The sequence below is a fragment of the Ectobacillus sp. JY-23 genome (genome assembly GCF_023022965.1).
GTDB lineage: Bacteria > Bacillota > Bacilli > Bacillales > Bacillaceae_G > Ectobacillus.
In genome coordinates this window covers 238,218-261,632 of sequence record NZ_CP095462.1, presented here as the reverse complement: position 1 = coordinate 261,632, position 23,415 = coordinate 238,218, and the positions used below count along the sequence as shown (strand labels likewise).

At 38.9% G+C, this 23,415-nt stretch carries 29 protein-coding genes and 1 other annotated feature; of the genes, 3 read left to right on the top strand and 26 right to left on the bottom strand.

Features of this window, described 5'->3' with window-relative positions:
* Positions 1–170: 170 nt before the first annotated feature.
* The 10 genes from MUG87_RS01375 to MUG87_RS01330 all read right to left on the bottom strand — a co-directional run bounded on the left by MUG87_RS01375 (position 171) and on the right by MUG87_RS01330 (position 10,562).
* Complete coding sequence (locus tag MUG87_RS01375) at positions 171–809, bottom strand: FusB/FusC family EF-G-binding protein (RefSeq protein ID WP_247084845.1); 639 nt, start codon at positions 807–809, stop codon at positions 171–173.
* Positions 810–947: 138 nt separating this feature from the next.
* Positions 948–1,211 carry a CD3324 family protein gene (locus tag MUG87_RS01370; protein ID WP_124564598.1) on the bottom strand — a complete coding sequence of 88 codons (264 nt, stop codon included), beginning with the start codon at positions 1,209–1,211 and terminating at the stop codon, positions 948–950.
* Positions 1,212–1,517: 306 nt separating this feature from the next.
* The gene (locus MUG87_RS01365; protein ID WP_247084843.1) at positions 1,518–1,955 is read right to left on the bottom strand and encodes a GNAT family N-acetyltransferase; all 438 of its coding nucleotides are present in this window, start codon (positions 1,953–1,955) and stop codon (positions 1,518–1,520) included.
* A 185-nt stretch (positions 1,956–2,140) separates the two neighbouring features.
* Complete coding sequence (locus MUG87_RS01360; RefSeq protein ID WP_247084841.1) at positions 2,141–2,887, bottom strand: formylglycine-generating enzyme family protein; 747 nt, start codon at positions 2,885–2,887, stop codon at positions 2,141–2,143.
* Between the two features lie 64 nt (positions 2,888–2,951).
* The gene (locus MUG87_RS01355) at positions 2,952–4,226 is read right to left on the bottom strand and encodes an MFS transporter (RefSeq protein ID WP_247084839.1); all 1,275 of its coding nucleotides are present in this window, start codon (positions 4,224–4,226) and stop codon (positions 2,952–2,954) included.
* Between the two features lie 141 nt (positions 4,227–4,367).
* A complete protein-coding gene (locus MUG87_RS01350) occupies positions 4,368–5,120 on the bottom strand; it encodes an SDR family oxidoreductase (RefSeq protein ID WP_247084837.1) in 753 nt (250 codons plus the stop codon).
* A gap of 179 nt (positions 5,121–5,299) precedes the next feature.
* Positions 5,300–5,806, bottom strand: a complete 507-nt coding sequence (locus MUG87_RS01345) for an NUDIX hydrolase (RefSeq protein ID WP_247084835.1) — start codon at positions 5,804–5,806, stop codon at positions 5,300–5,302.
* Between the two features lie 156 nt (positions 5,807–5,962).
* Positions 5,963–6,172: a hypothetical protein gene (locus tag MUG87_RS01340; protein ID WP_247084833.1), complete on the bottom strand. Its 210-nt coding sequence runs from the start codon at positions 6,170–6,172 to the stop codon at positions 5,963–5,965.
* 186 nt (positions 6,173–6,358) lie between these two features.
* The gene (helD, locus tag MUG87_RS01335; RefSeq protein ID WP_247084831.1) at positions 6,359–8,770 is read right to left on the bottom strand and encodes an RNA polymerase recycling motor HelD; all 2,412 of its coding nucleotides are present in this window, start codon (positions 8,768–8,770) and stop codon (positions 6,359–6,361) included.
* A 400-nt stretch (positions 8,771–9,170) separates the two neighbouring features.
* Positions 9,171–10,562 carry a MocR-like pyridoxine biosynthesis transcription factor PdxR gene (locus tag MUG87_RS01330; protein ID WP_247084829.1) on the bottom strand — a complete coding sequence of 464 codons (1,392 nt, stop codon included), beginning with the start codon at positions 10,560–10,562 and terminating at the stop codon, positions 9,171–9,173.
* A gap of 168 nt (positions 10,563–10,730) precedes the next feature.
* Here MUG87_RS01330 and MUG87_RS01325 point away from each other — a divergent pair, with 168 nt between their 5' ends.
* Positions 10,731–11,594 (top strand): DMT family transporter, encoded by an 864-nt coding sequence (locus MUG87_RS01325; protein ID WP_247084827.1) that lies wholly within the window; start codon positions 10,731–10,733, stop codon positions 11,592–11,594.
* Between the two features lie 167 nt (positions 11,595–11,761).
* Here the strand turns inward: MUG87_RS01325 and MUG87_RS01320 are convergent, their stop codons facing one another.
* Both MUG87_RS01320 and MUG87_RS01315 read right to left on the bottom strand, forming a co-directional pair.
* On the bottom strand, positions 11,762–11,953 hold the full coding sequence (locus tag MUG87_RS01320; protein WP_247084825.1) for a hypothetical protein: 192 nt from the start codon (positions 11,951–11,953) through the stop codon (positions 11,762–11,764).
* A gap of 500 nt (positions 11,954–12,453) precedes the next feature.
* The gene (locus MUG87_RS01315; protein WP_247084823.1) at positions 12,454–12,873 is read right to left on the bottom strand and encodes a hypothetical protein; all 420 of its coding nucleotides are present in this window, start codon (positions 12,871–12,873) and stop codon (positions 12,454–12,456) included.
* 1,016 nt (positions 12,874–13,889) lie between these two features.
* Here MUG87_RS01315 and MUG87_RS01310 point away from each other — a divergent pair.
* The gene (locus tag MUG87_RS01310; RefSeq protein ID WP_247084821.1) at positions 13,890–14,051 is read left to right on the top strand and encodes a hypothetical protein; all 162 of its coding nucleotides are present in this window, start codon (positions 13,890–13,892) and stop codon (positions 14,049–14,051) included.
* A gap of 318 nt (positions 14,052–14,369) precedes the next feature.
* Here the strand turns inward: MUG87_RS01310 and MUG87_RS01305 are convergent, their stop codons facing one another.
* The 8 genes from MUG87_RS01305 to MUG87_RS01270 all read right to left on the bottom strand — a co-directional run bounded on the left by MUG87_RS01305 (position 14,370) and on the right by MUG87_RS01270 (position 17,522).
* Positions 14,370–14,672 (bottom strand): hypothetical protein, encoded by a 303-nt coding sequence (locus MUG87_RS01305; RefSeq protein ID WP_247084819.1) that lies wholly within the window; start codon positions 14,670–14,672, stop codon positions 14,370–14,372.
* The gene (locus MUG87_RS01300; RefSeq protein ID WP_247084817.1) at positions 14,654–14,914 is read right to left on the bottom strand and encodes a hypothetical protein; all 261 of its coding nucleotides are present in this window, start codon (positions 14,912–14,914) and stop codon (positions 14,654–14,656) included. The genes MUG87_RS01305 and MUG87_RS01300 overlap by 19 nt, the downstream gene beginning before the upstream one ends.
* Before the next feature lie 89 nt (positions 14,915–15,003).
* Positions 15,004–15,432: a hypothetical protein gene (locus MUG87_RS01295; RefSeq protein WP_247084815.1), complete on the bottom strand. Its 429-nt coding sequence runs from the start codon at positions 15,430–15,432 to the stop codon at positions 15,004–15,006.
* A complete protein-coding gene (locus MUG87_RS01290) occupies positions 15,408–15,614 on the bottom strand; it encodes a hypothetical protein (protein ID WP_247084813.1) in 207 nt (68 codons plus the stop codon). Before MUG87_RS01290 ends, MUG87_RS01295 begins: the two co-directional genes overlap by 25 nt.
* Entirely contained in the window at positions 15,572–15,751 is a 180-nt protein-coding gene (locus tag MUG87_RS01285; protein ID WP_247084811.1) for a hypothetical protein, read from the bottom strand. Before MUG87_RS01285 ends, MUG87_RS01290 begins: the two co-directional genes overlap by 43 nt.
* 135 nt (positions 15,752–15,886) lie before the next feature.
* A complete protein-coding gene (locus MUG87_RS01280) occupies positions 15,887–16,111 on the bottom strand; it encodes a hypothetical protein (protein WP_247084809.1) in 225 nt (74 codons plus the stop codon).
* A gap of 232 nt (positions 16,112–16,343) precedes the next feature.
* Positions 16,344–16,874: a DUF4871 domain-containing protein gene (locus tag MUG87_RS01275; protein ID WP_247084807.1), complete on the bottom strand. Its 531-nt coding sequence runs from the start codon at positions 16,872–16,874 to the stop codon at positions 16,344–16,346.
* Between the two features lie 147 nt (positions 16,875–17,021).
* Positions 17,022–17,522 carry a hypothetical protein gene (locus MUG87_RS01270; protein ID WP_247084805.1) on the bottom strand — a complete coding sequence of 167 codons (501 nt, stop codon included), beginning with the start codon at positions 17,520–17,522 and terminating at the stop codon, positions 17,022–17,024.
* 573 nt (positions 17,523–18,095) lie between these two features.
* Between MUG87_RS01270 and MUG87_RS01265 the strand changes: the two genes are divergently transcribed.
* Positions 18,096–18,545, top strand: coding sequence for a DUF3888 domain-containing protein (locus MUG87_RS01265; protein WP_247084803.1), 450 nt, complete (start codon positions 18,096–18,098; stop codon positions 18,543–18,545).
* Positions 18,546–18,854: 309 nt separating this feature from the next.
* Here MUG87_RS01265 and MUG87_RS01260 read toward each other — a convergent pair whose 3' ends face one another.
* The 6 genes from MUG87_RS01260 to MUG87_RS01235 all read right to left on the bottom strand — a co-directional run bounded on the left by MUG87_RS01260 (position 18,855) and on the right by MUG87_RS01235 (position 23,360).
* On the bottom strand, positions 18,855–19,229 hold the full coding sequence (locus MUG87_RS01260; RefSeq protein ID WP_247084801.1) for a hypothetical protein: 375 nt from the start codon (positions 19,227–19,229) through the stop codon (positions 18,855–18,857).
* Positions 19,230–19,405: 176 nt separating this feature from the next.
* Positions 19,406–19,621: a hypothetical protein gene (locus MUG87_RS01255; protein ID WP_247084799.1), complete on the bottom strand. Its 216-nt coding sequence runs from the start codon at positions 19,619–19,621 to the stop codon at positions 19,406–19,408.
* Between the two features lie 44 nt (positions 19,622–19,665).
* Positions 19,666–21,348, bottom strand: coding sequence for an arginine--tRNA ligase (argS, locus tag MUG87_RS01250; RefSeq protein WP_247084797.1), 1,683 nt, complete (start codon positions 21,346–21,348; stop codon positions 19,666–19,668).
* 39 nt (positions 21,349–21,387) lie between these two features.
* Positions 21,388–21,598 (bottom strand) — a binding site (T-box leader).
* Between the two features lie 64 nt (positions 21,599–21,662).
* Positions 21,663–22,436: a class I SAM-dependent methyltransferase gene (locus MUG87_RS01245; protein WP_247084795.1), complete on the bottom strand. Its 774-nt coding sequence runs from the start codon at positions 22,434–22,436 to the stop codon at positions 21,663–21,665.
* Positions 22,437–22,475: 39 nt separating this feature from the next.
* Positions 22,476–22,913 (bottom strand): BrxA/BrxB family bacilliredoxin, encoded by a 438-nt coding sequence (locus MUG87_RS01240; RefSeq protein WP_124564589.1) that lies wholly within the window; start codon positions 22,911–22,913, stop codon positions 22,476–22,478.
* A gap of 60 nt (positions 22,914–22,973) precedes the next feature.
* Positions 22,974–23,360, bottom strand: coding sequence for a thiol-disulfide oxidoreductase DCC family protein (locus tag MUG87_RS01235; RefSeq protein ID WP_247084793.1), 387 nt, complete (start codon positions 23,358–23,360; stop codon positions 22,974–22,976).
* Positions 23,361–23,415: the final 55 nt, after the last annotated feature.

Below are 23,415 nucleotides of genomic sequence, written 5' to 3'. Positions count from 1 at the left end.
TGTCTTTTCCATATAATTTGTCCAAGCATAGAGAATACATGTATACATTTCCTATTTCGTTTTCCTGCGTTAGATTAACAGTTTGTGAATGTAAATGTAATGCGTTTGATACTTATACATACTAAAACCCTCGCCCTAACATGTAGGACGAGGGTTTATATTATTATTTTTTAGCTCCGTTGTCGCGATACAAAGTCGTTCAAATTCTCTAAAGATGTTATGTTTTGATTACATATTATAGTATCTTGACAGATATAATTTCCTCGCTTCGTATAGGTTCCCATAACCGATCCTTTTACTTCAGAGATGAACATCCCGATCTCCGCATGACGTTTACAGATCGTACATATCCCCTTCTGATGTGAGCTTGTAAATACGCCCTTTACCCCAACAAGTCCATCCTCATTTACAGCGATGATATATCTTTGGTTAGACCCTTTATCATCCCAGCTAATGTATGAAGTTTCTTGTAAATTCCACCCTGCCAGGTCGGGCTTTTTAAGACGTTTGACCTTTGGAAATACCCTTTTTAACCCCTGCTCTGTCAATTCTGGAAATGGTTTAACATAAGGTGCAAGTTGCAGGAAAAATCGTTCTGCATCCTCTTTATCTCGAATCTCTTCAATCGTATGCAGTAGCTTCATCTGTTCTTCGTTGAAATCATGACAAACATCTAAAACACGCTCTTTTACTAGAGACACAAGTGCTTGCAGAACATCCTTATCACTTGACGCTGCATATCCATTTACAATATTGCGTATTTGCATCTTAATAAAATTAAACTCATCACTTCTAATACATGTATGCATTATTTCCACTCCTTTTACAGCCGACATTCTCCTCTATATTATAGGAAATCCTTTTGCCCCTACGCTAATGCAAATACGATTTATAAATGAATTTAACCCAAAAAGCGACAACTCGTACACGAGTTATCGCTACCTTGATTACTGTGCATATACAATTCGTTTGATTGTATCCACCGATAAAAAGTATTCCTGTGATAATTGCGTTATATGCTTACCGCCCTTATAGGCCAGTCGAATCGCTTCATTTCTTTCATCCAATTGCTTGCGCCCGCCTGAGCGCGAGCCCCATTGTTCATGATTTTCTTTTCGTTTAGGGATATACAGTAATTCCCCTTGTACGTACTTTTGCAGCTCTTGCAGTAACTCTTCAGGTAATACCGCCGCAGCTTTTACATATTTCATCGGTTTGCCCGCTCCTTATTGTAAGATAAATAATAAGGTGCAAAGCCTGCGTTAATACCTAAGGCGATCTAAATTCTTTGTTCTTACCCATGCAAAAGGATCGCCCTTTTAACATCAGACTTTGCATGGGACACTGAAGTTTCTGGCAATAAAATATTTGCCATCATGACACCCCCTTTATTTAAAGAGTAAGAAAGAATCCTATATTTGTCAATGTAACAATCGTCAGCATCTTGCACAATAATTGTAAGCGTACTATTTTTACACCCTTCAGTTTACATAATAAAATTATTTGTTTGAAAAATATCACTCCGATGATTTCAAAGAGCTAATTTCTTTATAAAATACAATTTCCGGATCACCTTCATCTAAATTGTCAATATAGCCACTTTGTTTATAATGAAGTGTATCAAACACATGTTGCATACTTTCATTAGACTTGTTCGTTGATGAGAAAATCTTCTTTGATGTACAAGCATTTTCCACATACTCTATCAAAGCCTTTGCGACACCTCTTTTTCGTAACGCTGGATGTACAATAATCAAATCAATAAACAGCTGTTCAAAAAAGTGCTTATGATAAATTAAAAAACCTGCATTCTGCTTTTCTATTTGTGCCAAAATGCATCTATCTTCTTTTATGGCTTCTAATAATTTTTCCTCTCTACTGCGTCCTATAACCTCAAAATCAATATGTACTAAGCTTTCTAAATCGTCACGTATCGCTTTTCTAATTTGAATCATGTCATTATCTCCTGAATCTATTGTGGATAGTTTCAATATACAGCTCCATCTTTCTTAGCCACTATTTTATGTTTTCCTTACTTATCTTTGAAGGGAGCTCATCTTGTCTTTCACAATGACAAGATGAGCTCCGGTAAGAACAGTTATTCATAATAAAATACACGTTCTCATACAAAACACTCCATCTACTGTTCCTTATTACAGTTCCTAGCAACTCGGAAACCAATGTCGTCTATAGAAAAATCCGGCATGCTTTTTCGGCGACAAGTAGCTCCACAGCCGCGTTCTTCTTCTGCCCAGCTTCCTCCACGAATGATTCTATAATCACCAAACGTTTCTTCATCATATAAATCCCAGCACCATTCCCAAACGTTGCCAATCATATCATATAAGCCCCAAGCATTGGGCTGTTTCTTACCAACCTCATGTACTTGTCCATGAGAATTATCTTTATACCAAGCAATTTTAGTAATGTTATCATACCGATATCCCGTTGATGATGCCTGACATGCATATTGCCACTCCGCATCGGTCGGTAAACGGAAACCATTGCTGCTTGTATGACAGGTGACCAACTTACCTTCATCATCCACCCCATAAAACTTCTCATATCCAAGTGCCTCAGACAACACATTGCAAAAATACACCGCCTCTAACCAAGATATATTGACAACCGGTTGGCGCCCTCCAGTTTTTGAGAAGCCCATCACTGCTTCATACAGCTCTTCTGTTACTGTATATTTGGCAAGGTAAAATTGCTTTACCTCTACATCCCATACAATTTCCTTTAAATTATTTCTAGTACCAGGCATTCCAAATTTATAGTTTGAACTAATCCATTTTTGCTCGTTTCGAAAATCTCGCAAGCGAATTTGTCCCGCAGGTATATGAACCATAATATCTTTTAAGTAATCATGTAAGTTAGTTAACATAATCCCCTCCTAATGCTTTAATTCTATAACATTCATTCCATTCAGCTAACAAAGCAAACATTCCTTATATAGTGTTATTATTCTCCCTTCGAGACCAGAACACGACTGGAATGAGCAATAAAGCTAGCAGCCCTCCGGCCAACGATAATGCCGAGTAACTTGCATGAGCTACAACCATTCCGGACAAGGCACCACCTGAAGCACCCGACAGCGCAATTAAAACATCCACCGTACCTTGTGTTTTAGCTCGCGTTGAAGCTTTGGTTGAATCAATGAGTAAAGCAGTCCCACTTATCAAGCCAAAATTCCACCCTAATCCTAATAAAGAAAGCGCAATTACTAAAAGGATAACAGAATCACCAGGGATAATCGCCGCTAGTAAACCAGCCAAAAGCAACGTAACGCCAGAAGCAACAGCCATCGTAATACGACCTATCTTATCCACCAAAATTCCTGTAACTAGTGATGGAAGATACATTGAGCCGATATGAAATCCAATAACAAGACCTATTTCACTTAAACCATGTCCATGATGTCTCATGTGTACCGGTGTCATTGTCATAATAGCAACCATGACAATTTGCGTAAGGACCATCATGGTTGCACCCATTATTACTCCCTTGTTATTTTCAAGCTGATCCGTGTGTGAATACCCTTTTTGACTATACGCTTGGTTAGAAACTTCTATTGCTTTTGCGATAATTAATGGGTCCGGGCGAAGCATAACAAAAAGGATAAAGCCTGCTAAAAGATAGGCTGTTGCTGATAATATAAACGGGCCAGAAAGTGATGGAAGACCAAGAGATAAGGCGAAGCTGCCCATTGTATTTACTAAGTTAGGCCCCGCAACTGCACCAAACGTTGTAAACACCATAGCCGTACTCACAGCAGTGGCTCGTTGTTTATCATTTGCTAAGTCCGTACCTGCATAACGAGCTTGCAAATTTGTCGCTGTTCCAGCACCATAAATAAGTAACGAGACGAATAGTAGAAGAACACTCTCCAATACAGCTGCTGTCACGACACCAATTGCTCCAATTCCACCTATCATAAAGCCAGTCGTAAGTCCTATACGGCGACCATAGCGCTGAGAAAGTTTTCCCACCAGTAAAGCAGCTCCTGCCGATCCTAGGGTAAATAAAGCGGATGGAATGCCAGTAACTGCATCTGTCCCAAGCATTTGCTGTGCAAGAAGCGCACCTACAGTAATGCCAGCAGCTAATCCCGCTCCGCCAAACACCTGCGAAATACTTACAATGAGTAACGTACGCTTGTATAGCTGTTTTTGTTTTTCCTGAGAAATATAACTCCGATTTGTTCCATAAGCTGTGCTAGACATATAACACCTTAGAAATTGATAGCATCTTTTTATCCCCCAATTCCTTACTATACGAATGTCCTATTTGTGTACATTTTTTCTACCTAAAAAGACTGTACTGATTTTATTATACATCAGTACAGCTGTTACTGAACCTGTAATTCACCCTCGAATAAAACCGCCCTCAGAGTGAATCACCTGCCCTGTCATCCATTGGTCTTCTTCACTCACAAGAAACGCAATAATCTTTGCCACATCCTCTGGTTCACCAATGCGGCCCATAGGCAATTTAGGTAATAGATGTTCCCTTATTTCATTGTTCATCCAAGTTGAATCTGTCGGCCCAGGGTTAACTGCATTAACTGTGATTCCTAATGGCGCCAGCTCCTGCGATAGCGACCTGGTAAAGGCTGAAATAGCCCCTTTAGTTGCTGCGTATGCTAACTCACCAGGCATCGATCCTAGCTCTTGACCAGATGTCATATTAATAATCCTCCCTGCTGCTAAACCAGTTTTTTCAAAGCGACGAGCAAATTCTGTACAAAGAAGAAAAGTAGATCTCATATTTACTGCATAATGTTCATCCAATGTTGTGGCATCTAACTCTTTATAGCTGCTGCTTATCGAATATGCCGCGTTATTAACTAATGTAGATGGAACGCCTAACTTTTCTTGCACAGTATCTAATAGGTGAAAAGCAGCATGTTTGTCAGCCAAATCAATATTCATATGAGCGCATAAGACACCCATATTCATAATCTCTTGTTGAAATACTTGAATCCATGCAGCTTCTGCATGCCAATGCGTAAAGAAAATATGAATGCCACGAGAAGCTAGTTTACGACAAATAGCCGTTCCAATATCTCTAGGATCACTGGCTCCTGTAATTACAGCAATATTATTTTTACCAGTCATCTTCATCCGCCTTTCTCAGGCGCTTACTTTCATTTTTTATTACAAATTTGCTAACATACGCTTATACCGCAAGGAAACACCATCTGTTTCCTCGTCAACAAACAGCTTGTAATACTGAATTGACAAAAAAACAAAGTATTCAGAATTTATAAACTAGACTTTGCTACTAAACTATGTATCTACACATCTTTAGCCTGCGCTAATCCTTCTTGTACAAGCAATGCATCAAAGATCTCCTTGTGAACAGGAAGCAAGTTTTCCGGAAAGTTATCTAACGGAAAGAAGCGGTTGTCAAGGGATTCCTCATTTGATCGCTGCAATTCCCCTTCAAATTCCTTACATATGAAGACAATCTTTACCTGCGCAATTTGATCGCCATTGGCAAGTGTCTTTTCGTATTTAGGACCTGAGTAAATATGGAAGAATTCTAGCTTACCAAGACGAAGTCCAGTTTCCTCAAATACTTCTCTTCTTGCTGTGTCCTGAACGGTTTCTCCTAATTCCATAAAGCCGCCAGGATGCCCCCAATACCCATTATCTGCGCGCTTTTGGAGAAGCACGCGCTTTTCACGATCAAGCACAAGTGCTCCTGCCGCTACCATAATCACTTTCTCATGTCCTACCATGCTTCTTATATATGAAATGAAATGTAATCCATCTATATCCTCTCCCATTTGTATTTTCATTCATAGTACTCTATTAACCGCTTCTTTAAAACCATATTATACCATGGTAATTAATAACATAAAACAGAAAAGAACAATTCTTTCTAAACTATAAAGGTGAGCCCTTCAAAAAAAGTGCCCAGCTCTATGGTTAGAGAGCTGGACACTTTCATACGTTTAGCGCGATGGTTTAGGCGGCTGACACACATCGCATTTGCGTTGGTTATTGTTTTTGAACTTCGTAAATGTTTTTTCAAAGTTATTGCCACATGCGCATTTGAATAGCAGCTTTTGTGAAAAGCCACGATATTCTGTTGTCAGCAATTTGCTTTCAGAGTTCTTCTCGACAAACTCTTTAATTTTATCTATTGTCCATTTTTTATTCATTGTCTACTACCTCCGTATCTTTTCGCTGTGCGGAGGCTTCTAGCTTCCGTAACAATAAGCAAAAATTATAGTTATGTTAAGCATCTTATTATAACATGAGCCTGTGTACAGTGAAACAGAAGGTTATTATGTGATTCGTACTTTACTAAAAGATCGCTATTATCAAACCCAATCATTTATATACAATCAATTTCTCGTTCTATCGCGAAGCAACTTCTCAGATCCAACATGTTGCAAAAATAGGCTTGGCTCCCCTACACTGTAGAGATACAGTTCATGCAAAGCACGAGTGCAAGCCGTATAAAATAATCTGCGTATACTCTCATTTCCGTATACTTGCATTGACGCGTCATAAATAATAACTGCATCAAATTCAATTCCTTTTGCTAAATACGCAGGTATAATTAGAACCCCTTGTTCATATTCAGCTGAACCGCTCTTAATAAGTTTGATTGCTTCAATATTATTTAAGGCTTCGTATGCAGCCGTGCTTTCTGCAATGGATTTACATATAACTGCAATCGTATGATAACCGCGCTTCTGTAACTCTATGACCTTAGAAATGATGTAACGATGCAGCTCTGTATGATTAGACACCTTCATTAATATAGGCTTTACTCCGTCTCGTGCAAAAGTATTAATGTGTTCACCGTCAGGCACAAGCTCTCGTGTGAATTCTGTGATAGGCCGTGTAGACCGGTAGCTACGAGTCAGATTGATGATATTCGTTTCACTTGGACCATATAAATTGGTTAGCATCTGAAAATCAATTTTCTCGCTGGCATGCGCAAATATCGCCTGATTGAAGTCTCCTAGTACAGTCATCTTTGCTGTTGGAAACAACCGCTTTAAAAACTCGAACTGAAACGGTGAATAATCCTGAGCCTCGTCTATCAACACGTGTTTAATTAGATTGTTTGTGTGGAATCCTTGCATCAATTCTTTCAAAAACAAAAAGGGTGTTGCATCTTCATAAAACAGCTTCCCTTCGTCGAGCACCTTTGTCGTTAATATACAAATATCTTCCCACTCCTTGGGCACTTCCCTAGAGGTCCATGACGAAACCTGCCTTGGGTTCGTAAATAACTGTTTATATATGCGCGTAAAGTCAATAAACCGAAGTGCTCGTATCCATGTGCGCAACGGCTTTAGTTTTTTTCGAACAATCATACGTCGAAGCGCTTTATGCTCTTTTTCATAGTCATCGAGTTCGCTTTCCGCAACTTCGTTTGATAATACTTGCCCAAGCTCTTGAACTGGCGCATAATCGCCAACACTTTCATTGGTAAGACCTTGTTTTTTCTGTAAGTAAATATATATCCTTTGATACTCATCTTTGCTCAATAACTCGATTTCTTCTTGTACCCATGACCTTGTTTGCTCTACCCTCTCCATTTCATCCACCATTTCGCTCAGCCATTCTCTCAGTTTTTCTATTTTGTTTTGAAAGCTAAGTGAGTTGTCACTGCTATAGAATTTTTCGGATATTTGACGGGCAGTAACAACTGGTTTCCCTCTAAATTTAATTCCCTTAAATCGCATACCGGATTCTTCTAAAGATAGTCTATATGCCTTAATAATCTCAACAAACTGAGTGGATGCTTTAAATTTGATACTCGCAGTCCTAGCTTGATAGAAAGGGGCGTTTGTTGCAGTCAATACATATTCTAATTGTTCATAAGGATCTTCAACTTGAAATGAACGCCCCAACCTATGATTCAAATACTCCTGAAACGTCACCTGCTGCATGTTCTCTTCACCAAGTTCAGGTAAAACATTAGCTACATAGCTGTTAAACATGGGATTAGGAGAGAATAAAATAATTTGGTCAGCTTTTAACCTGTCCCGATATTTATAAAGCAAGTAAGCAATCCGCTGCAAGGCCGCCGACGTTTTACCGCTACCGGCTGCCCCTTGCACAATCAGTAATCGACCGTGGTCATGCCTAATAATGTGATTTTGCTCCTGTTGAATAGTAGCCACTATGTTATGCATATATTTATCCGTGCTTTTACCAAGCACCTGCTGCAGAATTTCATCTCCTATAGTTAAACTCGTATCAAATAGAGACTCAACCACACCATTACGGATTATATATTGCCACTTTTTCTTTAACGTACCATGAATCTCTCCCTCTGGCGTGTCATATTTGGCTGGACCAGGCCCATAATCATAATAAACACTGGCCACTGGCGCACGCCAGTCGTAGATAAGAAATTCTTCTCCACTTGTATCCGTAAGAGTAGCGATGCCGATATATATTTGCTCCGGGATAGCATCCTCTTCTACAAAATCAATTCGACCGAAATAAGGAGATTTTTGCATGCGATGTAGCACAGAAAGACGATGAAAGGCATGTCTGTGAATACCCTGAGTTACAGAAAGAGCTTGCGCCTGCTGTCTTAACCCGATGACCGTCTCAAGATAATCGTCAAACGTGTCCGTATTAACCTTAAGATCATCCCAAAAGTGCTTGCGAATATCAACCACTTCTTTTCGGCGCTGTTGTGTTTCCTTCTCTAGTCGGCCTGTTTGATCCGCAATAACTGCCATTACATGATCTAATCGTTTTTGCTCCTGACGAATTTCTTTGCTCATAGCATTCACTCCTCAAAAAATGAAAATAAGAGTTGACTAAAACAAGTTTTTTTAGTATGATTGAATTAGGGTATTAATGTTTTTTTAAAAAAAGTAATGTTTCTATACTACTTTATCATAATACCTTTATTTTATCAACATATTTGATATGCCCTTCTTACATAATGAAAGTGATGTATATCTAGAATTAATAATAAAAGAGCTAGAATTCTAGCTCTTTTTTGCTTTATACATATAATGAATTCCTAAGTAATTAAGGTCTCATACCAAAATATAGTTCTCACAATACCTATTGCACATTTATTACAGATGGTGTGAAAATTCAAAAGCAGTTAAAGTGTTTCGTAGTAGAAGACAGGTTTCTTTTATTCAACTCTCCCTTTAGCATGATGAAACCGACTTATATCCCCCAAGCAGCTTTTAGCTTTTTTATTCCCTCTCGTATGCAGCTCTCCGAAACGCCTGCAAAACCGAGCAAGACAGTGGTTGTAGGTGGTTCTTTTTTGTAAAACAGGGAGGCAGGATAAATCTTCACTCCGTATTCTAAAGCCCTCTCGATTAGCTCTTGTTCACTAAATGGCAAGTAAACATTAAGTAAGATTCGAAGTCCAGAGTTTTCTCCGCAAATCCTCACATGTTTTCCTAATTCAATTTGTACAGATTCCAGTAGATTTTCTCTTTTCTTCCAGTACAGTTTTCTCATTCTGTTAATATGCTTTTGCCAACTTCCGCTTTTCATAAAATCAATCAGCGTCAATTGACTATGACAAGACACCGTTTGTTTATACATGGAAGTAATATTATAGCCTTTTTCTAAAAGAGACAGAGGAAGAATCATGTAACTAATACGCAGCGACGGAAGAATTGATTTGGAGAAAGTGCCCATATAAATGACACGATTATGCTGATCAAGCCCTTGTAAAGATGAAATAGGCTGTCCGCTGTATCTAAACTCTCCGTCATAATCGTCCTCAATAATGAACGACTGCGTTTCTCTCGCCCATGTAAGCAGCTGCATTCTCCTGTTGATTGTCATGATGGTCCCGAGAGGAAATTGATGAGAGGGTGTTACATGCACAATACTTGGGTGTTGCTTTTGAATCTCTTGTATACAAATTCCCTCCTCATCAATTGGGATAGGGAGAATATGTTTGTGATTGGCTTCATAAATCTCTCTTGCTCTTGGAGATCCAGGATCTTCATAACCTATGGAAATATCCGATACAAACATTTGACATAAGATCTGCAGAAGAATAGGGGTGCCAGCACCTATAACAACTTGTTCAGGAAGACAATTAACGCCGCGCGATTGATACAGATGCTCCGCGATAAGTGTTCTTAGTTCGAGCTCTCCTAACACATCACCTGGTCGATACAGCTGATGACCGTACTGATCCCAGCTATTAACCATGCTTTTTCTCCAAGCAGAAAAAGGAAATTGTGTAGAATCCACATTGCCGAAATGAAAATCAATGAATTGTTCGTTTTCTTGTACGTTTCGTTTAACTGATAATCTGCTGGATCCGTGGACATGGATAAGGTCAGAATAATCATAATCAGAAAACCAGCCGCTTCTTGGTTTGCTTATAATATAGCCTTCAGCAGCCAATTGCTCATAGGCGCGCTCCACAGTTTGCTGACTGATAACAAGCCGACTTGCAAGCAGCCTTTTGGAAGGAAGCTTCATTCCTTTTTGAATGCGGCCCTGTTGTATATCTTCTTTAAGAGACTGATAGAGCTGCTGATAAAGAGGAAGCGCCAGATTCCGATTTAAAAACGGGATGATATCCATTTATATCCCCCTCCCAACTGGCATGTATTTTTTTATGATAACTGGCTATTGATAAAAGACCATTGTCAATTTAGAGTTTATTGTAATCCATAAATGGAGCGAAAAGAACGATTCAGATAAAAATTTATTTATTGATTTAATCAAGAAATATATTAGGGAGAGATTGCAATGAACAAATCGTCTAGTGGCTGGGCCAATGGGTTTTTAGGTGTACTTATCTTTAGCGGATCACTGCCTGCCACACGCTTGGCTGTGGTCGATTTTAGTCCTTTATTTCTAACTGTGTGCCGCGGTGCCATAGCTGGCGTATTAGCAGGAGTGCTTCTCTTCATCTTTCAGCAACAACGCCCTGGGAGAAAAGACATCATTCCGCTTTTAATTGTAGCATTCGGTGTGGTCATTGGGTTTCCATTGTTGACAGCCTTGGCGCTTCAATATATGACGGCTGCGCATGCCATTATTTTCGTCGGACTTCTCCCACTCGCAACAGCTATATTTGGTGTACTGCGCGGCGGTGAACGCCCTCGACCGGCTTTCTGGGTCTTTTCCGTGATAGGCAGCTGTCTCGTAGCAGGATTCGCTCTAATCCAGGGAAGCTCGTCTTCACCAATAGGTGACGCATGCATGCTAGCTTCCATCATCGTATGCGGTCTAGGTTATGCAGAAGGAGCTCGTCTCTCACGCAAGCTAGGAAACTGGCAGGTGATATCTTGGGCTCTCGTTTTATCGCTTCCTCTTATGCTACCGCTCTCATTTTATTTCACACCGAACTCGTGGACAGATATCAGCGTTCCCTCTTTTTTAAGCCTCGCTTACGTATCTCTGTTCAGTATGTTTATCGGCTTTATATTTTGGTACCGCGGTCTCGCTCAAGGCGGTATAGCCGCAGTGGGACAGCTACAGCTTCTTCAACCCTTTTTCGGACTACTGATTGCCTCCATACTCCTACATGAACAAGTGGGCTTGTCGCTTGTAGCAGTAAATGTAGCTGTTGTATTATGCGTAGCGGGCGCAAGGCGATTCAGCAATTGACAAATTAGCCAAATCAAGACCCTTTATTCTGAGTTGACTGACCTAAAAATAATCTAGTTTATTTCTTACTGGAACTATAAGCTTTTTATACAAAAATGTACCCTACAGGTAGACCTTTTCTAAATTGTCTACCCTATAGGGTACATTTTACACGCTTCTGGTTTTTGTTATGGGTTTGTAGTAGAATGAAAGCTTGCAAGCAACTTCCGGATTTCTTCTACCGTACACCCTTGACTTGTCATTTCATACACGGCCTCTCCATCCACTGCACGAAATACATGATGGTATTGCTCTAATAATTTTTTGTGCGGCTCGGCATCGAAATTAGCTTTATATTGTGTCCATTCTAACCCGTTCATTTGAATTTCTCCTTTATCACTCTCGATACCTCTTTTCCCTGCTTTTTTATATAGTATGAGTCAATAGCGCTCAGAAGACGCTACTTCCCTCTGTTTTCATTCCTTATACGCGATAAAATTCCACTAACGTCTACCGTAGCAACTCTTGCACGCATGACGCGTTTTATTTTACAATAAATCAAACGTAAGTTCTTATATGTATCAAAGAAGCTAAGACTCATGGCTGTCTATTACGTACGGAGGGATGAAAGTGGATCATAAACGTTACAGTAATATGTGGTCATGTTGTGGTACAGAATGACCTACACAATTCTTAACTACTCTCCTCTTACCCAATCCCTATTATCATATGTAACATTTTATAGAATTTCAAGTAGATGTAAGCCCCGATCAAAACACTTGCTTTCTAATAAAAATTTGTAGAGGTCTCCCATTCTTGTTCAACAAACCAAGCGTTGCTATAAACAAGGTTCTAACGATTAAAGATAACGTTTTTCCTATTACTGATGCTGGTATTCTAATACTTCTACATGAAAGCCGTGACTACACACAATTTTAGGACTATCACAAGATGGAGAAACTCTTACTTTTACCAGATCTTCTCTTAATTCAATTGGTCCATCGTTTCGTTCTGGAACTTGAATTTTTAAGGAAATATCATAAGAGTGATTGTTGTTATACACAATATTTACAATCCTCTGTTGCTGCCAACCAAAACCAGAAGTTTCTCTTCCACCATACTCCTGTATCACCCTTTTATCAATAGCTGGAAAAATAATGTCTCGAATAATATCTTCTGTTGTCACGTACCAGTCTTCTGTATATGGTTTAATTTCCTTTGGTTCTGGAGATTTAGCATAAACCAAGTTATCTGCAGCAAATATGAATACAATTACAAAGAAAACAATAACTTTTTTCACAACGCTCACTCCTGTAAAGTTCTTACGGATAGATTTTGCAGATTCCATTCACACTATCCACAAACAAAAGGAGGCTAGGTAGTGGTCGAGCTATTTCGTTGCGATACCTTTGAATCGGTTTAAAAATTGTTTCCATTAGGAATGGAGCCATTAACGTTATACAGTTATTTTTATTGGTTCCCACAGCTCGAAATCGAAAAGCAAATAACATTTGAGAACCGTTTGGAGCAGATGCTTATTTCCGTTTACCAAAATCCAACACAAACCATTATGAAATCATTAAAAGTAGCATAGAAAAAACGACCCATATCTGAGTCGTTAATTTGGTCTATATTGTCCAATTATACTTCACCAATCCCCATTGCCAGCAACAAAAAGAAAAAGAAAACCAATGTAGCACTATTTAGAACTACACCAAGAATGATATTCGTCCGTTTTTTTGATAGGACAGCAAAAATAACCCCGGTTATCGAAAGTATACTGACTATTACAGGAACATGCCTGCATACTTTCCATTGATGAAAAAGGAAAGTAATATACAAATACCAACCATCAATAGTTAAAGTTTACCATGTGTATTCACTTAAGCCCCCCAATAATATTCCTTTCTATCAATTGCTTTGTTAGTTTCTTTGGAACAAGCTGTCATGCTTACAAACAACATGGGTATGAACCTAGTTGTAACCAGTAAAGCTTTCATATTCCTCTCCTTCTCTCCGTTATATGTCTACAATTACTACTTTTACATGCACTTCATTTATGCCCCTTTTTCACATACGACTTGTGTGTCAGATTGTACAAAACGATTGACTTGACGATGAATCTCCTCCCGTACCACATCGCTCATTCTTTTCGGATCTGAATTTGATGGGGATCTTCACTTTTTTAACTTAACGACAGTATATTTTAACAAAAGAAGGATTAATAGGTTTTATATGGAATAAAATTTCATTAAGGATATTTTAACACACATAATAAAATAATGAGAAATTATTATTCAAAGGATGTGTTTAATAATGATATGGGTGATTGTAGGTATGATAGTTGTATTTATTATTATTGGATTAACGAGACCAAAAAACAACCCATCGCAGAAACTGACTGATTATCAATTACAAGAATTGGAACGTACAAAATCTAATACACTTCCACCAAGCGATGGTGGCCCTTCGCAATAGGTTTTTAATTTTTAAGAGTTCTTCATATGAAGAACTTTCTTATTTCTTATGGAACTAACGATGGTTATATTGGAGCAAGAATGTAAAAGGACTGTCAAATGACACAGCCTTTTTATCGAATATTGACTATCAATATTTTCCTTTAACAGCACCTTTACTAAAAGAAAATTCCCTCTTTTCAACTTTATTAATCTTTAAGAACTGTAAACAATAGCTGAGTATTTGTAATTGCGCCGCACCCTTCTAAAATATAATCCATCGAATTGGCATGTTCTACTTTTGTAATATTTTTGCACATACAATGACACAGAATTGACTTTATTCCATTTGATTTGCCATATCAATTACACTTTCTAGTTTATCTGTATCTTTGCCGTCAGGTAAGGGAAGGTATTGTATATGATATTCCAAACTGGCTTCTTTCCAGAATATCTGTCCGTTTTTATAATATGCAGTTGTTCCGCTTTGTAATTTTACTGTTCTTTCGTATTCCTTTTGTTCAATCATGCTAGAAGCAACATCAGTAAAGTTTGCAATTCGCAATGTGTATATTCCGACTCCCTTTTGTTGTGGGTCTTTAGAAAGTATCTTCATTTCTATTGCTATTTTTTCTTTCCCCAATCTTGAATATCTACCTCTTGAATTGCTTTGTAATCTTCAGGAATATCTACGGGGAACTTCACAGTAAACGGAATGACTTCTTTTGCCTTTTCTAATGAAACAAGTTCATAATGTTTTGGGTTTACTTCTTTTGGGGCTGTTTGTAACGTGAGTGTGCTATCATCTAACGCCGATTTTTCATTTGACTGACACCCGACCATTAACAACAAACAAGAAAGCAATACTAAACATACATACTTCATGAATTTCCCCCCTTGTAATCTAAATCCTCTAATATACTACATATTATAAAATAATGAGTATTAATATATAGCAGTAGCAACTAATGCTTTCATATTCTCCTTCTCTCCGTTATATGCCTACAATTACTACTTTTACCCACACTGCATTTACGTCCTTTTTCACACACGATTTGTGCGTTAGATTGTGCAAAACGGTCGACTTGACGATGAATTTCTTTCCATACAACACCGCTCATCCGTTTCGGATCTAAAAAACTCGCCTTTACGCGGATTGCAAACGGTGTTACGTCCCGATTGCTTTTAGCTATCTCTGTTGCTGCCCATTGGATGCGGCGAATTTGAAACGTGATCACCGTTTCTCCTACTGTTTGCAAGTAGACCTCTGTTTTCGGAAGATGATATAAGGGGAAACGCAAGGCGTATGGAGTTTGTGCCATTTTCATCAGACGTGTTTTTGTAATCCTTATGGGCTTTTCGGCCTGCAAAAGCTGTTTTACTGCATGCTGTAATTGACGCACCAGATGCTCATCTCTTTCTTGCCAATTCCGCCGTTTGTATTCCCAAGGGTACTTAAGTTTTTAACCGCATGAAGAGAGTAACTATACCATGCGTAAACATAAATGGTCATACTTTTTGGAAGCTCGTTTGTATTACTGATTAGCGCCGTTTCATCTGAAATGTTTCTTTTACTCCATTCCATTCCACGATTACCTCGTACGGCTCACCCTCATCTTGCATCGCACACTCTGTACAGCTACCGTTTATTCTGATAATACCATCCGTCAAATAGTCGTTGCCCCCGCGTTCTCCGTGCATACCTTGCACTTTCCATATCACGCGTTTGATTTCCTGTTTGTCTTTTCCTTTGTATACGATGGTCCCCTCTTCAACTTCTTTACCACCTGATTGAGTAAGATGGAGTGTCCCTTTCCAATTCTTGCTTTCTCCTACATACGAATGGGTCTTATTGTTTTATTGCTTCTTTAAAGGTTCTGATTTAGCGATTGGTCTTTTGGTTTCAGCATCAACAATAAGATTTCTGATACATTTCCCATCTTCTGACACAGTTAAGTAAACGTATACTTGTCTTTTAGGATGAAACCCTCCTCCTGAAATTCGATTTTCACCTAAAAAACGATCTGCTTTTGATAATACTTTGTTTATATCTTTGAAAAATACTTTTTCTCTAATGTTCATTTTTGCATTTTGATACTCAGCATATTGGTTCTTTTATAAAGAATTATAAAAAAAGCCCGTTAAGGGCAATTTTTAAAATGTTCCGAAGGTTACTTCAAATTCCAGACATATCTAAATTCAACTCTTCTCTTCTGCGTTTTTATGTAGAGGCAGGAAGCGAAACAGTTTACGTTTTATGAAGTTTAGTATGTCAGTAACTTTGATTTTTTATATCATCATGATTTTTAAAGTATTATTGGACATCCACTACAATTTGGCCGAATAATTCTCCCCCAATATAAGCATTTAGTACCCACAAACCTTTTGACGGTAATACCATTTCCGCCGGCAAGTCCGAATGATTTTGCGAGCTCGCAGGAATACCGCCTCGGCCGCTTGTCCATTCTTGTTTATCACTGTCCGGGATGAGTAACACTTTACGCACTTCATTTGTTCCCTTTTTCACAGCTACAACTGTTAATTGACCTGTTGGGATGTTGTTGCCAAAGAAATGCCACATGTACTTATTGCGAACACCTGCTTTCCAAGGTACAGATAAAATACCTATCTTCCCTTCTGTACCACGTAACTCCATCCCCTCATAAGAAAAGACAGAGCTTTCTTTCCATTTAACATTTTGAGTCACAGATATCTCAAAAAATGACGGCACTTCTGATGCTGTGCTGTTCACCTGTTTTACCTTCGTTGCATCAGTAGATTTAGTTTCTGGATTACAAGCTGTAATAGATAGCGCAACCAATATGATGTATCCCAACTTTTTCAAAACACCTCTTCCTCCTTTACACATTGATTTAATACATATCAACTCTGTTTTTAATTCACATCCCATGTTATTTTTTGTATTTGGACCTGATTTTAAAACTTTGTTATTAAGAACCATACGTGTTACTTTTCTATTGTTATTTGAAAATTATTGTTCATGAAAGGAATCTACATACCAAATACCTTCTTTTCGTTCAAGACTTACACTCATTGAACCTTTTAGTGGAATATACCCAACGTCAGATTGCTTGCCACCTTCTTGCGTGAACGGATCTTTTTCACCAACAAACATCTTTCTATATTGCTTGAGTACATCTGGTGTAGCTTCTTTCGGTCCGAATGCGGTGTTAATTGTACCATCCTTGTTTGTATCGTAAAAAAGAGAGCTTATACTCCAATCTTCTTTTTTAATGGAGTATAGAAATAACCTTATTGTTTTTTGTGCTTCTGCTTCTTTTAGAGAACTTATATCCCTAGACGTTTTTAAGTCTTGATATAACTTTTCTTCTGAACTAGAAATACCTTGTAGGTAAGGAGAATAAAAGAAGTAATAATAAACGCCTGCAATTGTGGCAAGGATAATAGCTAATATGATTCCTGTCTTCCAAGGTCGTACATTTGTAGCTGCTTGTATTGCTTTTAGTGTCATAATGTTTCTTCTTCCTTTCAATTTGCAAGTGTATTGTTATGTCTATGTAGAAAGATTTAAATTATTTTCTGCAGCACTACATATGTACTATCAAATCGACGAATCAAGGTAAGTGGCTGTTCAATAAAATTGTATTATCCCAAAAGATAATATTATTAAGTTAGTGCATCAAGAAAGTCACCCAGTGTATGTACCACAACTGCAACAACAGTTCATATAAAATTGAAACTATCTACATAGATACCTATATCGTTGTCTTATTATAGCATAGAATAAGACAGTGGAACTTACCGTTATCTGAAAATTATAATTTCTTCACCTTTTTGCTTGCATTCGTATTGGTCAGGAGTTACTGCATCGTTGCAGCCAGTGTTGGATAAATATCCTAGCCAAAATACTCTATAAGAAGAACACCCATCTTGGCATGATGGGCGTTCTTCTGTTTCAACATTGTATGAAGTTAAGGATATAAATTACTTACAATAGTTCCTTGGTTGCTCTGTACTGTTTCATGATAACTATTTGAATAACATCAATCCCTCTTTGAAAGACTATTCGAAAAGGAGTGATTAGATGAAAAAGTTACTGATATTCGCATTATTTTTGTTATCTTTGTGCGTATATTACATACCGGCAAATGCTGAAAAGCAACATAAACACGATTCGAAAAGAATGGAACAAGCTATCGACCATCTTATATTAGACCAGTTTACTGATGAATTAAATCAGGCAGTAGCAAATTATTATAAAAAGGATACCATTAAAATTCAATATAACTGGTGGAACAAAAATTATGATGTTGTTGAGTTAGACCAATCAGAAAAAGAGAATCAACTAGGTCATCCTTATGTAATTAAATTTACCGTTCAAACATATGACGGTAACAAAAAAGAACAATTGGGAACTGACACTGTGACATTTGGACTATCCCCCGTTCAATTTAACAAGGAATTTGATCAAAAAGATTTAGCTGCCGTTAAAGTAGAGTTATTAGATTATACTCACGTTGAGCCATCAAACTAAAATAGAATAAAAAAACGCTGTTGATGTTTAATCAACAGCGTTTTTTTGTGCAAATAATGTTGTGCTTTTCTACTTAATTAACAATGTAAATCAATATGTTATTTATAGTGCTTCTTAAAATGGTAGTTATAATAACTGTGTAGGTTGTAATTCATCTCCACCCAAATGTAACTCTTCAATCATATAGACCGGTTTATACAAAATCATTCCTGTTACAACTGAATAAACGAGGGAAATGATGAATGCAGAAAAACCTACACTATGATCTTTAATAGAAGCTCTTATTTTAACTACAGGAAGAGATTGTTATTAGCGTCGTTTCATCTGAAATGTTTCTGTTACTCCATTCCATTCTACGGTTACCTCGTATCGCTCATCCTTACCTTGCATCGCACACCCCGTACAGCTACCGCTTATTCTGATAGTTCCATCCGTCAAATAGTCGTTGCCCCCGCGTTCTCCGTGCATGCCTTGCACTTTCCATATCACGCGTTTGACTTCCTGTTTGTCTTTTCCTTTGTATACGATGGTCCCCTCTTCAACTTCTTTACCACCTGATTGCGTAAGATGGAGTGTCCCTTTCCAATTCTTGCTTTCTCCTACATACGAATGGGTCTCATTGCAGCCTGAAACTAAACTAACAGACCATACAATTATTATAAGTAAGCATAATGATTTTTTCATCTTCTGCCCACCTTTCTTCCTTTGAAAGCATCTATACTGATGTATATTTCCATTCAAAAAGAAAAATGTCCTTTGCCAAATATGCAACATAAAAGAGCGCAATCTGTTAAATATGACTAGCAGGTTGCGCCCTTCTCTTTACAAGTTGTTTTATTTACATCTTACCATCACTAGGTTTACAAACTTCTTCCGTGATATTCATCCACCACTTGCTGCAACAAAACATTAATTTCCGGAGAAATGATGCGGCATTTGGACAACTGTCTCACAATAGACTTTTTTACAATATCTCCGTTTTTAAAAAGATGCTTTGCAACCCACCGAATGCGCCTTTCTTCGAAGTGCATACTCGTTTCTATGATGACCTTACCATCTAGACGTTTATATAACATCTAATCCTTTTCTACTCAATTGATATATTCTTTTATCACTTATCTTACATCTCAGACGGGGAATCTACCCCAAGCAATCTTAGCCCCTCCTGCAGCACTACTGTCACCGCATACACAAGCGCCAAACGTGCTGATTTTTCAGCATCCTCTTCTAGAATACGCACATGACCATAATACTTATTAAAAGCCTGCGCTAGGTCTAGTACGTATTTGGCAATATGCGAGGGTTCATAGCGTGCAAATGCTGTAGCGACAACAGTGGGAAAAGCCTCTAGCAGCTTGACGATGCTCCAGCTATTATCATCTGTGAGGGCACTAGCTTCCTGGGGTTCGTATGGAGCTTTTCTTAGCAAGGAGCAGGCACGCGCGTACGTGTACTGCACATACGGCCCTGTTTCTCCTTCAAATTTTAGCATTTGCTCAAGAGAAAACTCGATATTGTGAATACGCTCGTTTTTCAGATCGTGAAATAAAATAGCACCTACACCAACTTGTCTGGCTACCTCGTCTTTATTAGCAAGCGCTGGGTTTTTCTCCTCAATGTTTTTTTTCGCCAACGCAATTGCTTCTGCAATCACTTCTTCCAATAAAATGACCCTTCCTTTTCGCGTTGACATCTTTTTACCATCCTTTAAAATGAGCCCGAACGGTACATGAGTCATTCCATCTACCCACTTATAGCCCATTTTGCGCAGCACAGAGAATATCTGCTGAAAATGAAGACTTTGTTCGCCGCCTACGACATAAAGAGCACGGTCAAACTTATACATACCTTGGCGATACATAGCCGCTGCCAAGTCTCTGGTTGCATATAGTGTGGCGCCGTCAGACTTACGAATTAAGCACGGCGGCATCTGTTCATCCTCTAGCATAACAACCTGGGCGCCTTCTGATTCTGTTAAAAGACCTTTTTGTTCTAGAAACTCCGCCATTTTATCCATCTTATCATTGTAAAAAGCCTCGCCGTTAAAACTGTCAAACTTTACACCCAGCAAGTCATAAATACGTGAGAATTCCTGCAAAGATTCGCTGCGGAACCATGTCCATAGCTTCAATGCCTCTTTATCGCCATCCTCCAGCTTTTTAAACCATGCTCTCCCTTCATTTTCAAGCTCAGGATGCTCCTTTACTTCCTCATGAAAGCGTACATACAAGCGAAACAACTCTTTTATTGGATGTTGTTTTACCTTATCCTCCTCGCCCCACTTGTGATATGCGGTAATCAACTTACCAAACTGCGTGCCCCAGTCGCCAATGTAGTTAATGCCAACGACTTGATAGCCGCACTTTTCTCCAATTTGCTTTAAAGAATTGCCGATAACGGTAGAGCGCAAATGCCCCATGGAAAATGGTTTGGCAATGTTTGGCGATGAATAATCAATTACCATTGTTTTGCCGATGCCGTTTGTATGACTTCCATAGGCTTCTTTTTCTTCTAAAACGATAGCAATAATGTCTTTACTCACAATATTACGATTTAAAAAGAAATTGACATACGGACCAACAGCCTCTGTTTTGGTGAATATGTCAGCATGTAAGTTTTCTGCCAGCGCCGCAGCGATTTGCGCCGGCGCCTTGCGCATCGTTTTTGCAAGCTCAAAACAAGGAAACGCAAGGTCTCCGTGCTGTTCATGCTTCGGTTTCTCTAATAGAGACTCAATTGTTTTAATTGATAACTCCGGTAATACGCTGTGTAATTGTTTGGCAACTTCACTTTTATATCTCATCACAATCCTCCTTTAAAATAAAAAAAGCTCGTCTCTTTGTTAAGAGACGAGCTTTGCCCGCGGTACCACCCTTTTGGTTCTGTGAACCCCTTTCCGTTTCATAACGGGGGATCGGATCCCCGGCTCGTCTTACTTTCTTTCAGACAAGCATCTCCGAAGTGCGCTTCATCACCGCTTCGCATCAGGCTCACACCATCCCTGACTCGCTTTCGCTACTACTAATGACTACTCTCTTCATCCTTGATTTTCCTAAATTTTCTTATAGCTTATTATATACAACTTTTTTTGTTTTGCAAGCTATAACAATCATTTTTTTATATCTCCCTTACACCAAAATGAAATTTGGCAGTTTTGCGGCGTATCGGTGTAAATCCGTATCTTGTAAAGCGTTCACTGCGAAAGTGATCTTTTAGCACAATGCGCTGCTTTGCGACGCGCAACGCCTCTTCTATCGTGTCAGCGATGATATCGTCGTATAAGGCATAACGCTTCAATCCTTTGAGTCCATCGGATTCTAGAATACTTTCTTCAAACATCGGATCAAAGTATACGACGTCAAAGCTATCTGTTTCACAGGTTTGCAGATAGGTAAGGTGCTCTGTATGCATCACGGTAACACGGTGCATCGCTTCATTAATTTCTGGAATATCCGATTGCCATGATAGCAAGCCTTTTTCTACAATATAGGCCATATAGCGATTGGCCTCTGTTCCCACAACTCGTCCTGCTTCTTTGGTTATATAGCTCGCAACAATACTATCGGATGCCATACCGAGCGTACAATCAAGAAATGTCATCCCAGCTTGCAAGCCAGTTGCCTGCACAAATGGATCGTGTTCACCGCGCATAAGACGCTTAATACGAAAGCTTGCAGAGTTTGGATGAAAAAAGAACGAGCTGTCACCGCCCAGTGGATACATTTCCAGCCGGTTCTTTCCTGCTACCAATATATCCTCTTCATACTTCGTATGCATATCATGAATGGTTGCATCGTTTCGTTTCACAAATGTACCATTTAGCTCATCAGCAACCCGCCTCGCATATGTTGTCATCTCCTTGTTCGTACGTCCTGCTGTCGTTATAATCATATCATCACCTCAAAACAAAAAGGGAGACATCTCTCCCTTTTAGCAGTGCTGCTCAAATGCCTCTAGAAGGTTGTTCATAATACCTTCTAGACTGTTTCCTTCGATTTCGTGACGATGGATAAAATGAACCACTTCTTTGCCCTTTAGTAAAGCCATGGACGGAGAAGATGGCGGAATTTCTTCAAAATAAGAACGCATCATTGCAGTCGCATCTTTATCCTGTCCAGCAAATACTGTCACAAGATGATCTGGGCGCTTGTCTTCTGCACGTAGCAACGCTTGTGCCACCGCCGGGCGAGCCAACCCTGCTGCACAGCCACACACCGAGTTGATCACAACAAGCGTTGTGCCAGTTGCTTGCTCAAGGTAATTTTCTACTTCTTCTGCAGTAGTTAACTCATTAAAGCCAGCACGAACAAGTTCTTGACGCATCGGCATAACAATTTGTTTCATATATTCTTCGTAAGCGTTTACCATGATTACTCTCTCCTTAAACCTTTATACTTCTTTATCATACCATGAGAAAGAAAGGCAATGCTAGTGCTTTGCCTTTCCGATTGGACATACACCTTCTTGGCAATGACCTGTCGGGACAATAGAGCGGCGCGATGCAATATAATCATATACTCGTTGTCCAAAGCCAAAGGTAATGGCGAGCTGTATAAATGGAATAAGCAACCAGTACGTAGGCACTTCTTTTGCCAAGCGTTTTACCGCGTAAATGCCTTCTTGCCACTCTCCGTCATATACGAATAGACGCTGTTCCATTTTGCGTAGCATATCTTCTGACAGTTGATATGACTTCACTACGTTTTCATCTCGAAAAGAGATGAAAACAACACGCTGTCTGCGATCTAGGCGCCGCGTCTGCTCCGTCACCCCGGTGCATAGTGGACACCAGCTATCATAAAACACAGTAAGCATGGTATATCCCCCATTCTTCTCTCTCATCTATACAATAATAGTTTCCCCTTAAGCT

Excerpts from the sequence above, each read along its gene's own strand:
- MUG87_RS01350 (WP_247084837.1), bottom strand. The coding sequence starts at position 5,120 with ATGACTGGTAAAAATAATATTGCTGTAATTACAGGAGCCAGTGATCCT.
- MUG87_RS01260 (WP_247084801.1), bottom strand. The coding sequence starts at position 19,229 with ATGAAAAAATCATTATGCTTACTTATAATAATTGTATGGTCTGTTAGT.
- helD (WP_247084831.1), bottom strand. The coding sequence starts at position 8,770 with ATGAGCAAAGAAATTCGTCAGGAGCAAAAACGATTAGATCATGTAATG.
- MUG87_RS01365 (WP_247084843.1), bottom strand. The coding sequence starts at position 1,955 with ATGATTCAAATTAGAAAAGCGATACGTGACGATTTAGAAAGCTTAGTA.
- MUG87_RS01320 (WP_247084825.1), bottom strand. The coding sequence starts at position 11,953 with ATGAACGGGTTAGAATGGACACAATATAAAGCTAATTTCGATGCCGAG.
- MUG87_RS01235 (WP_247084793.1), bottom strand. The coding sequence starts at position 23,360 with ATGCTTACTGTGTTTTATGATAGCTGGTGTCCACTATGCACCGGGGTG.
- MUG87_RS01290 (WP_247084813.1), bottom strand. The coding sequence starts at position 15,614 with ATGGAATGGAGTAAAAGAAACATTTCAGATGAAACGGCGCTAATCAGT.
- MUG87_RS01325 (WP_247084827.1), top strand. The coding sequence starts at position 10,731 with ATGAACAAATCGTCTAGTGGCTGGGCCAATGGGTTTTTAGGTGTACTT.
- MUG87_RS01265 (WP_247084803.1), top strand. The coding sequence starts at position 18,096 with ATGAAAAAGTTACTGATATTCGCATTATTTTTGTTATCTTTGTGCGTA.
- MUG87_RS01330 (WP_247084829.1), bottom strand. The coding sequence starts at position 10,562 with ATGGATATCATCCCGTTTTTAAATCGGAATCTGGCGCTTCCTCTTTAT.
- MUG87_RS01360 (WP_247084841.1), bottom strand. The coding sequence starts at position 2,887 with ATGTTAACTAACTTACATGATTACTTAAAAGATATTATGGTTCATATA.
- MUG87_RS01355 (WP_247084839.1), bottom strand. The coding sequence starts at position 4,226 with ATGTCTAGCACAGCTTATGGAACAAATCGGAGTTATATTTCTCAGGAA.
- MUG87_RS01310 (WP_247084821.1), top strand. The coding sequence starts at position 13,890 with ATGATATGGGTGATTGTAGGTATGATAGTTGTATTTATTATTATTGGA.
- MUG87_RS01340 (WP_247084833.1), bottom strand. The coding sequence starts at position 6,172 with ATGAATAAAAAATGGACAATAGATAAAATTAAAGAGTTTGTCGAGAAG.
- MUG87_RS01345 (WP_247084835.1), bottom strand. The coding sequence starts at position 5,806 with ATGAAAATACAAATGGGAGAGGATATAGATGGATTACATTTCATTTCA.
- MUG87_RS01270 (WP_247084805.1), bottom strand. The coding sequence starts at position 17,522 with ATGACACTAAAAGCAATACAAGCAGCTACAAATGTACGACCTTGGAAG.
- MUG87_RS01375 (WP_247084845.1), bottom strand. The coding sequence starts at position 809 with ATGCATACATGTATTAGAAGTGATGAGTTTAATTTTATTAAGATGCAA.
- MUG87_RS01240 (WP_124564589.1), bottom strand. The coding sequence starts at position 22,913 with ATGGTAAACGCTTACGAAGAATATATGAAACAAATTGTTATGCCGATG.
- MUG87_RS01300 (WP_247084817.1), bottom strand. The coding sequence starts at position 14,914 with ATGAAGTATGTATGTTTAGTATTGCTTTCTTGTTTGTTGTTAATGGTC.
- argS (WP_247084797.1), bottom strand. The coding sequence starts at position 21,348 with ATGAGATATAAAAGTGAAGTTGCCAAACAATTACACAGCGTATTACCG.
- MUG87_RS01370 (WP_124564598.1), bottom strand. The coding sequence starts at position 1,211 with ATGAAATATGTAAAAGCTGCGGCGGTATTACCTGAAGAGTTACTGCAA.
- MUG87_RS01280 (WP_247084809.1), bottom strand. The coding sequence starts at position 16,111 with ATGAACATTAGAGAAAAAGTATTTTTCAAAGATATAAACAAAGTATTA.
- MUG87_RS01245 (WP_247084795.1), bottom strand. The coding sequence starts at position 22,436 with ATGATTATAACGACAGCAGGACGTACGAACAAGGAGATGACAACATAT.
- MUG87_RS01255 (WP_247084799.1), bottom strand. The coding sequence starts at position 19,621 with ATGTTATATAAACGTCTAGATGGTAAGGTCATCATAGAAACGAGTATG.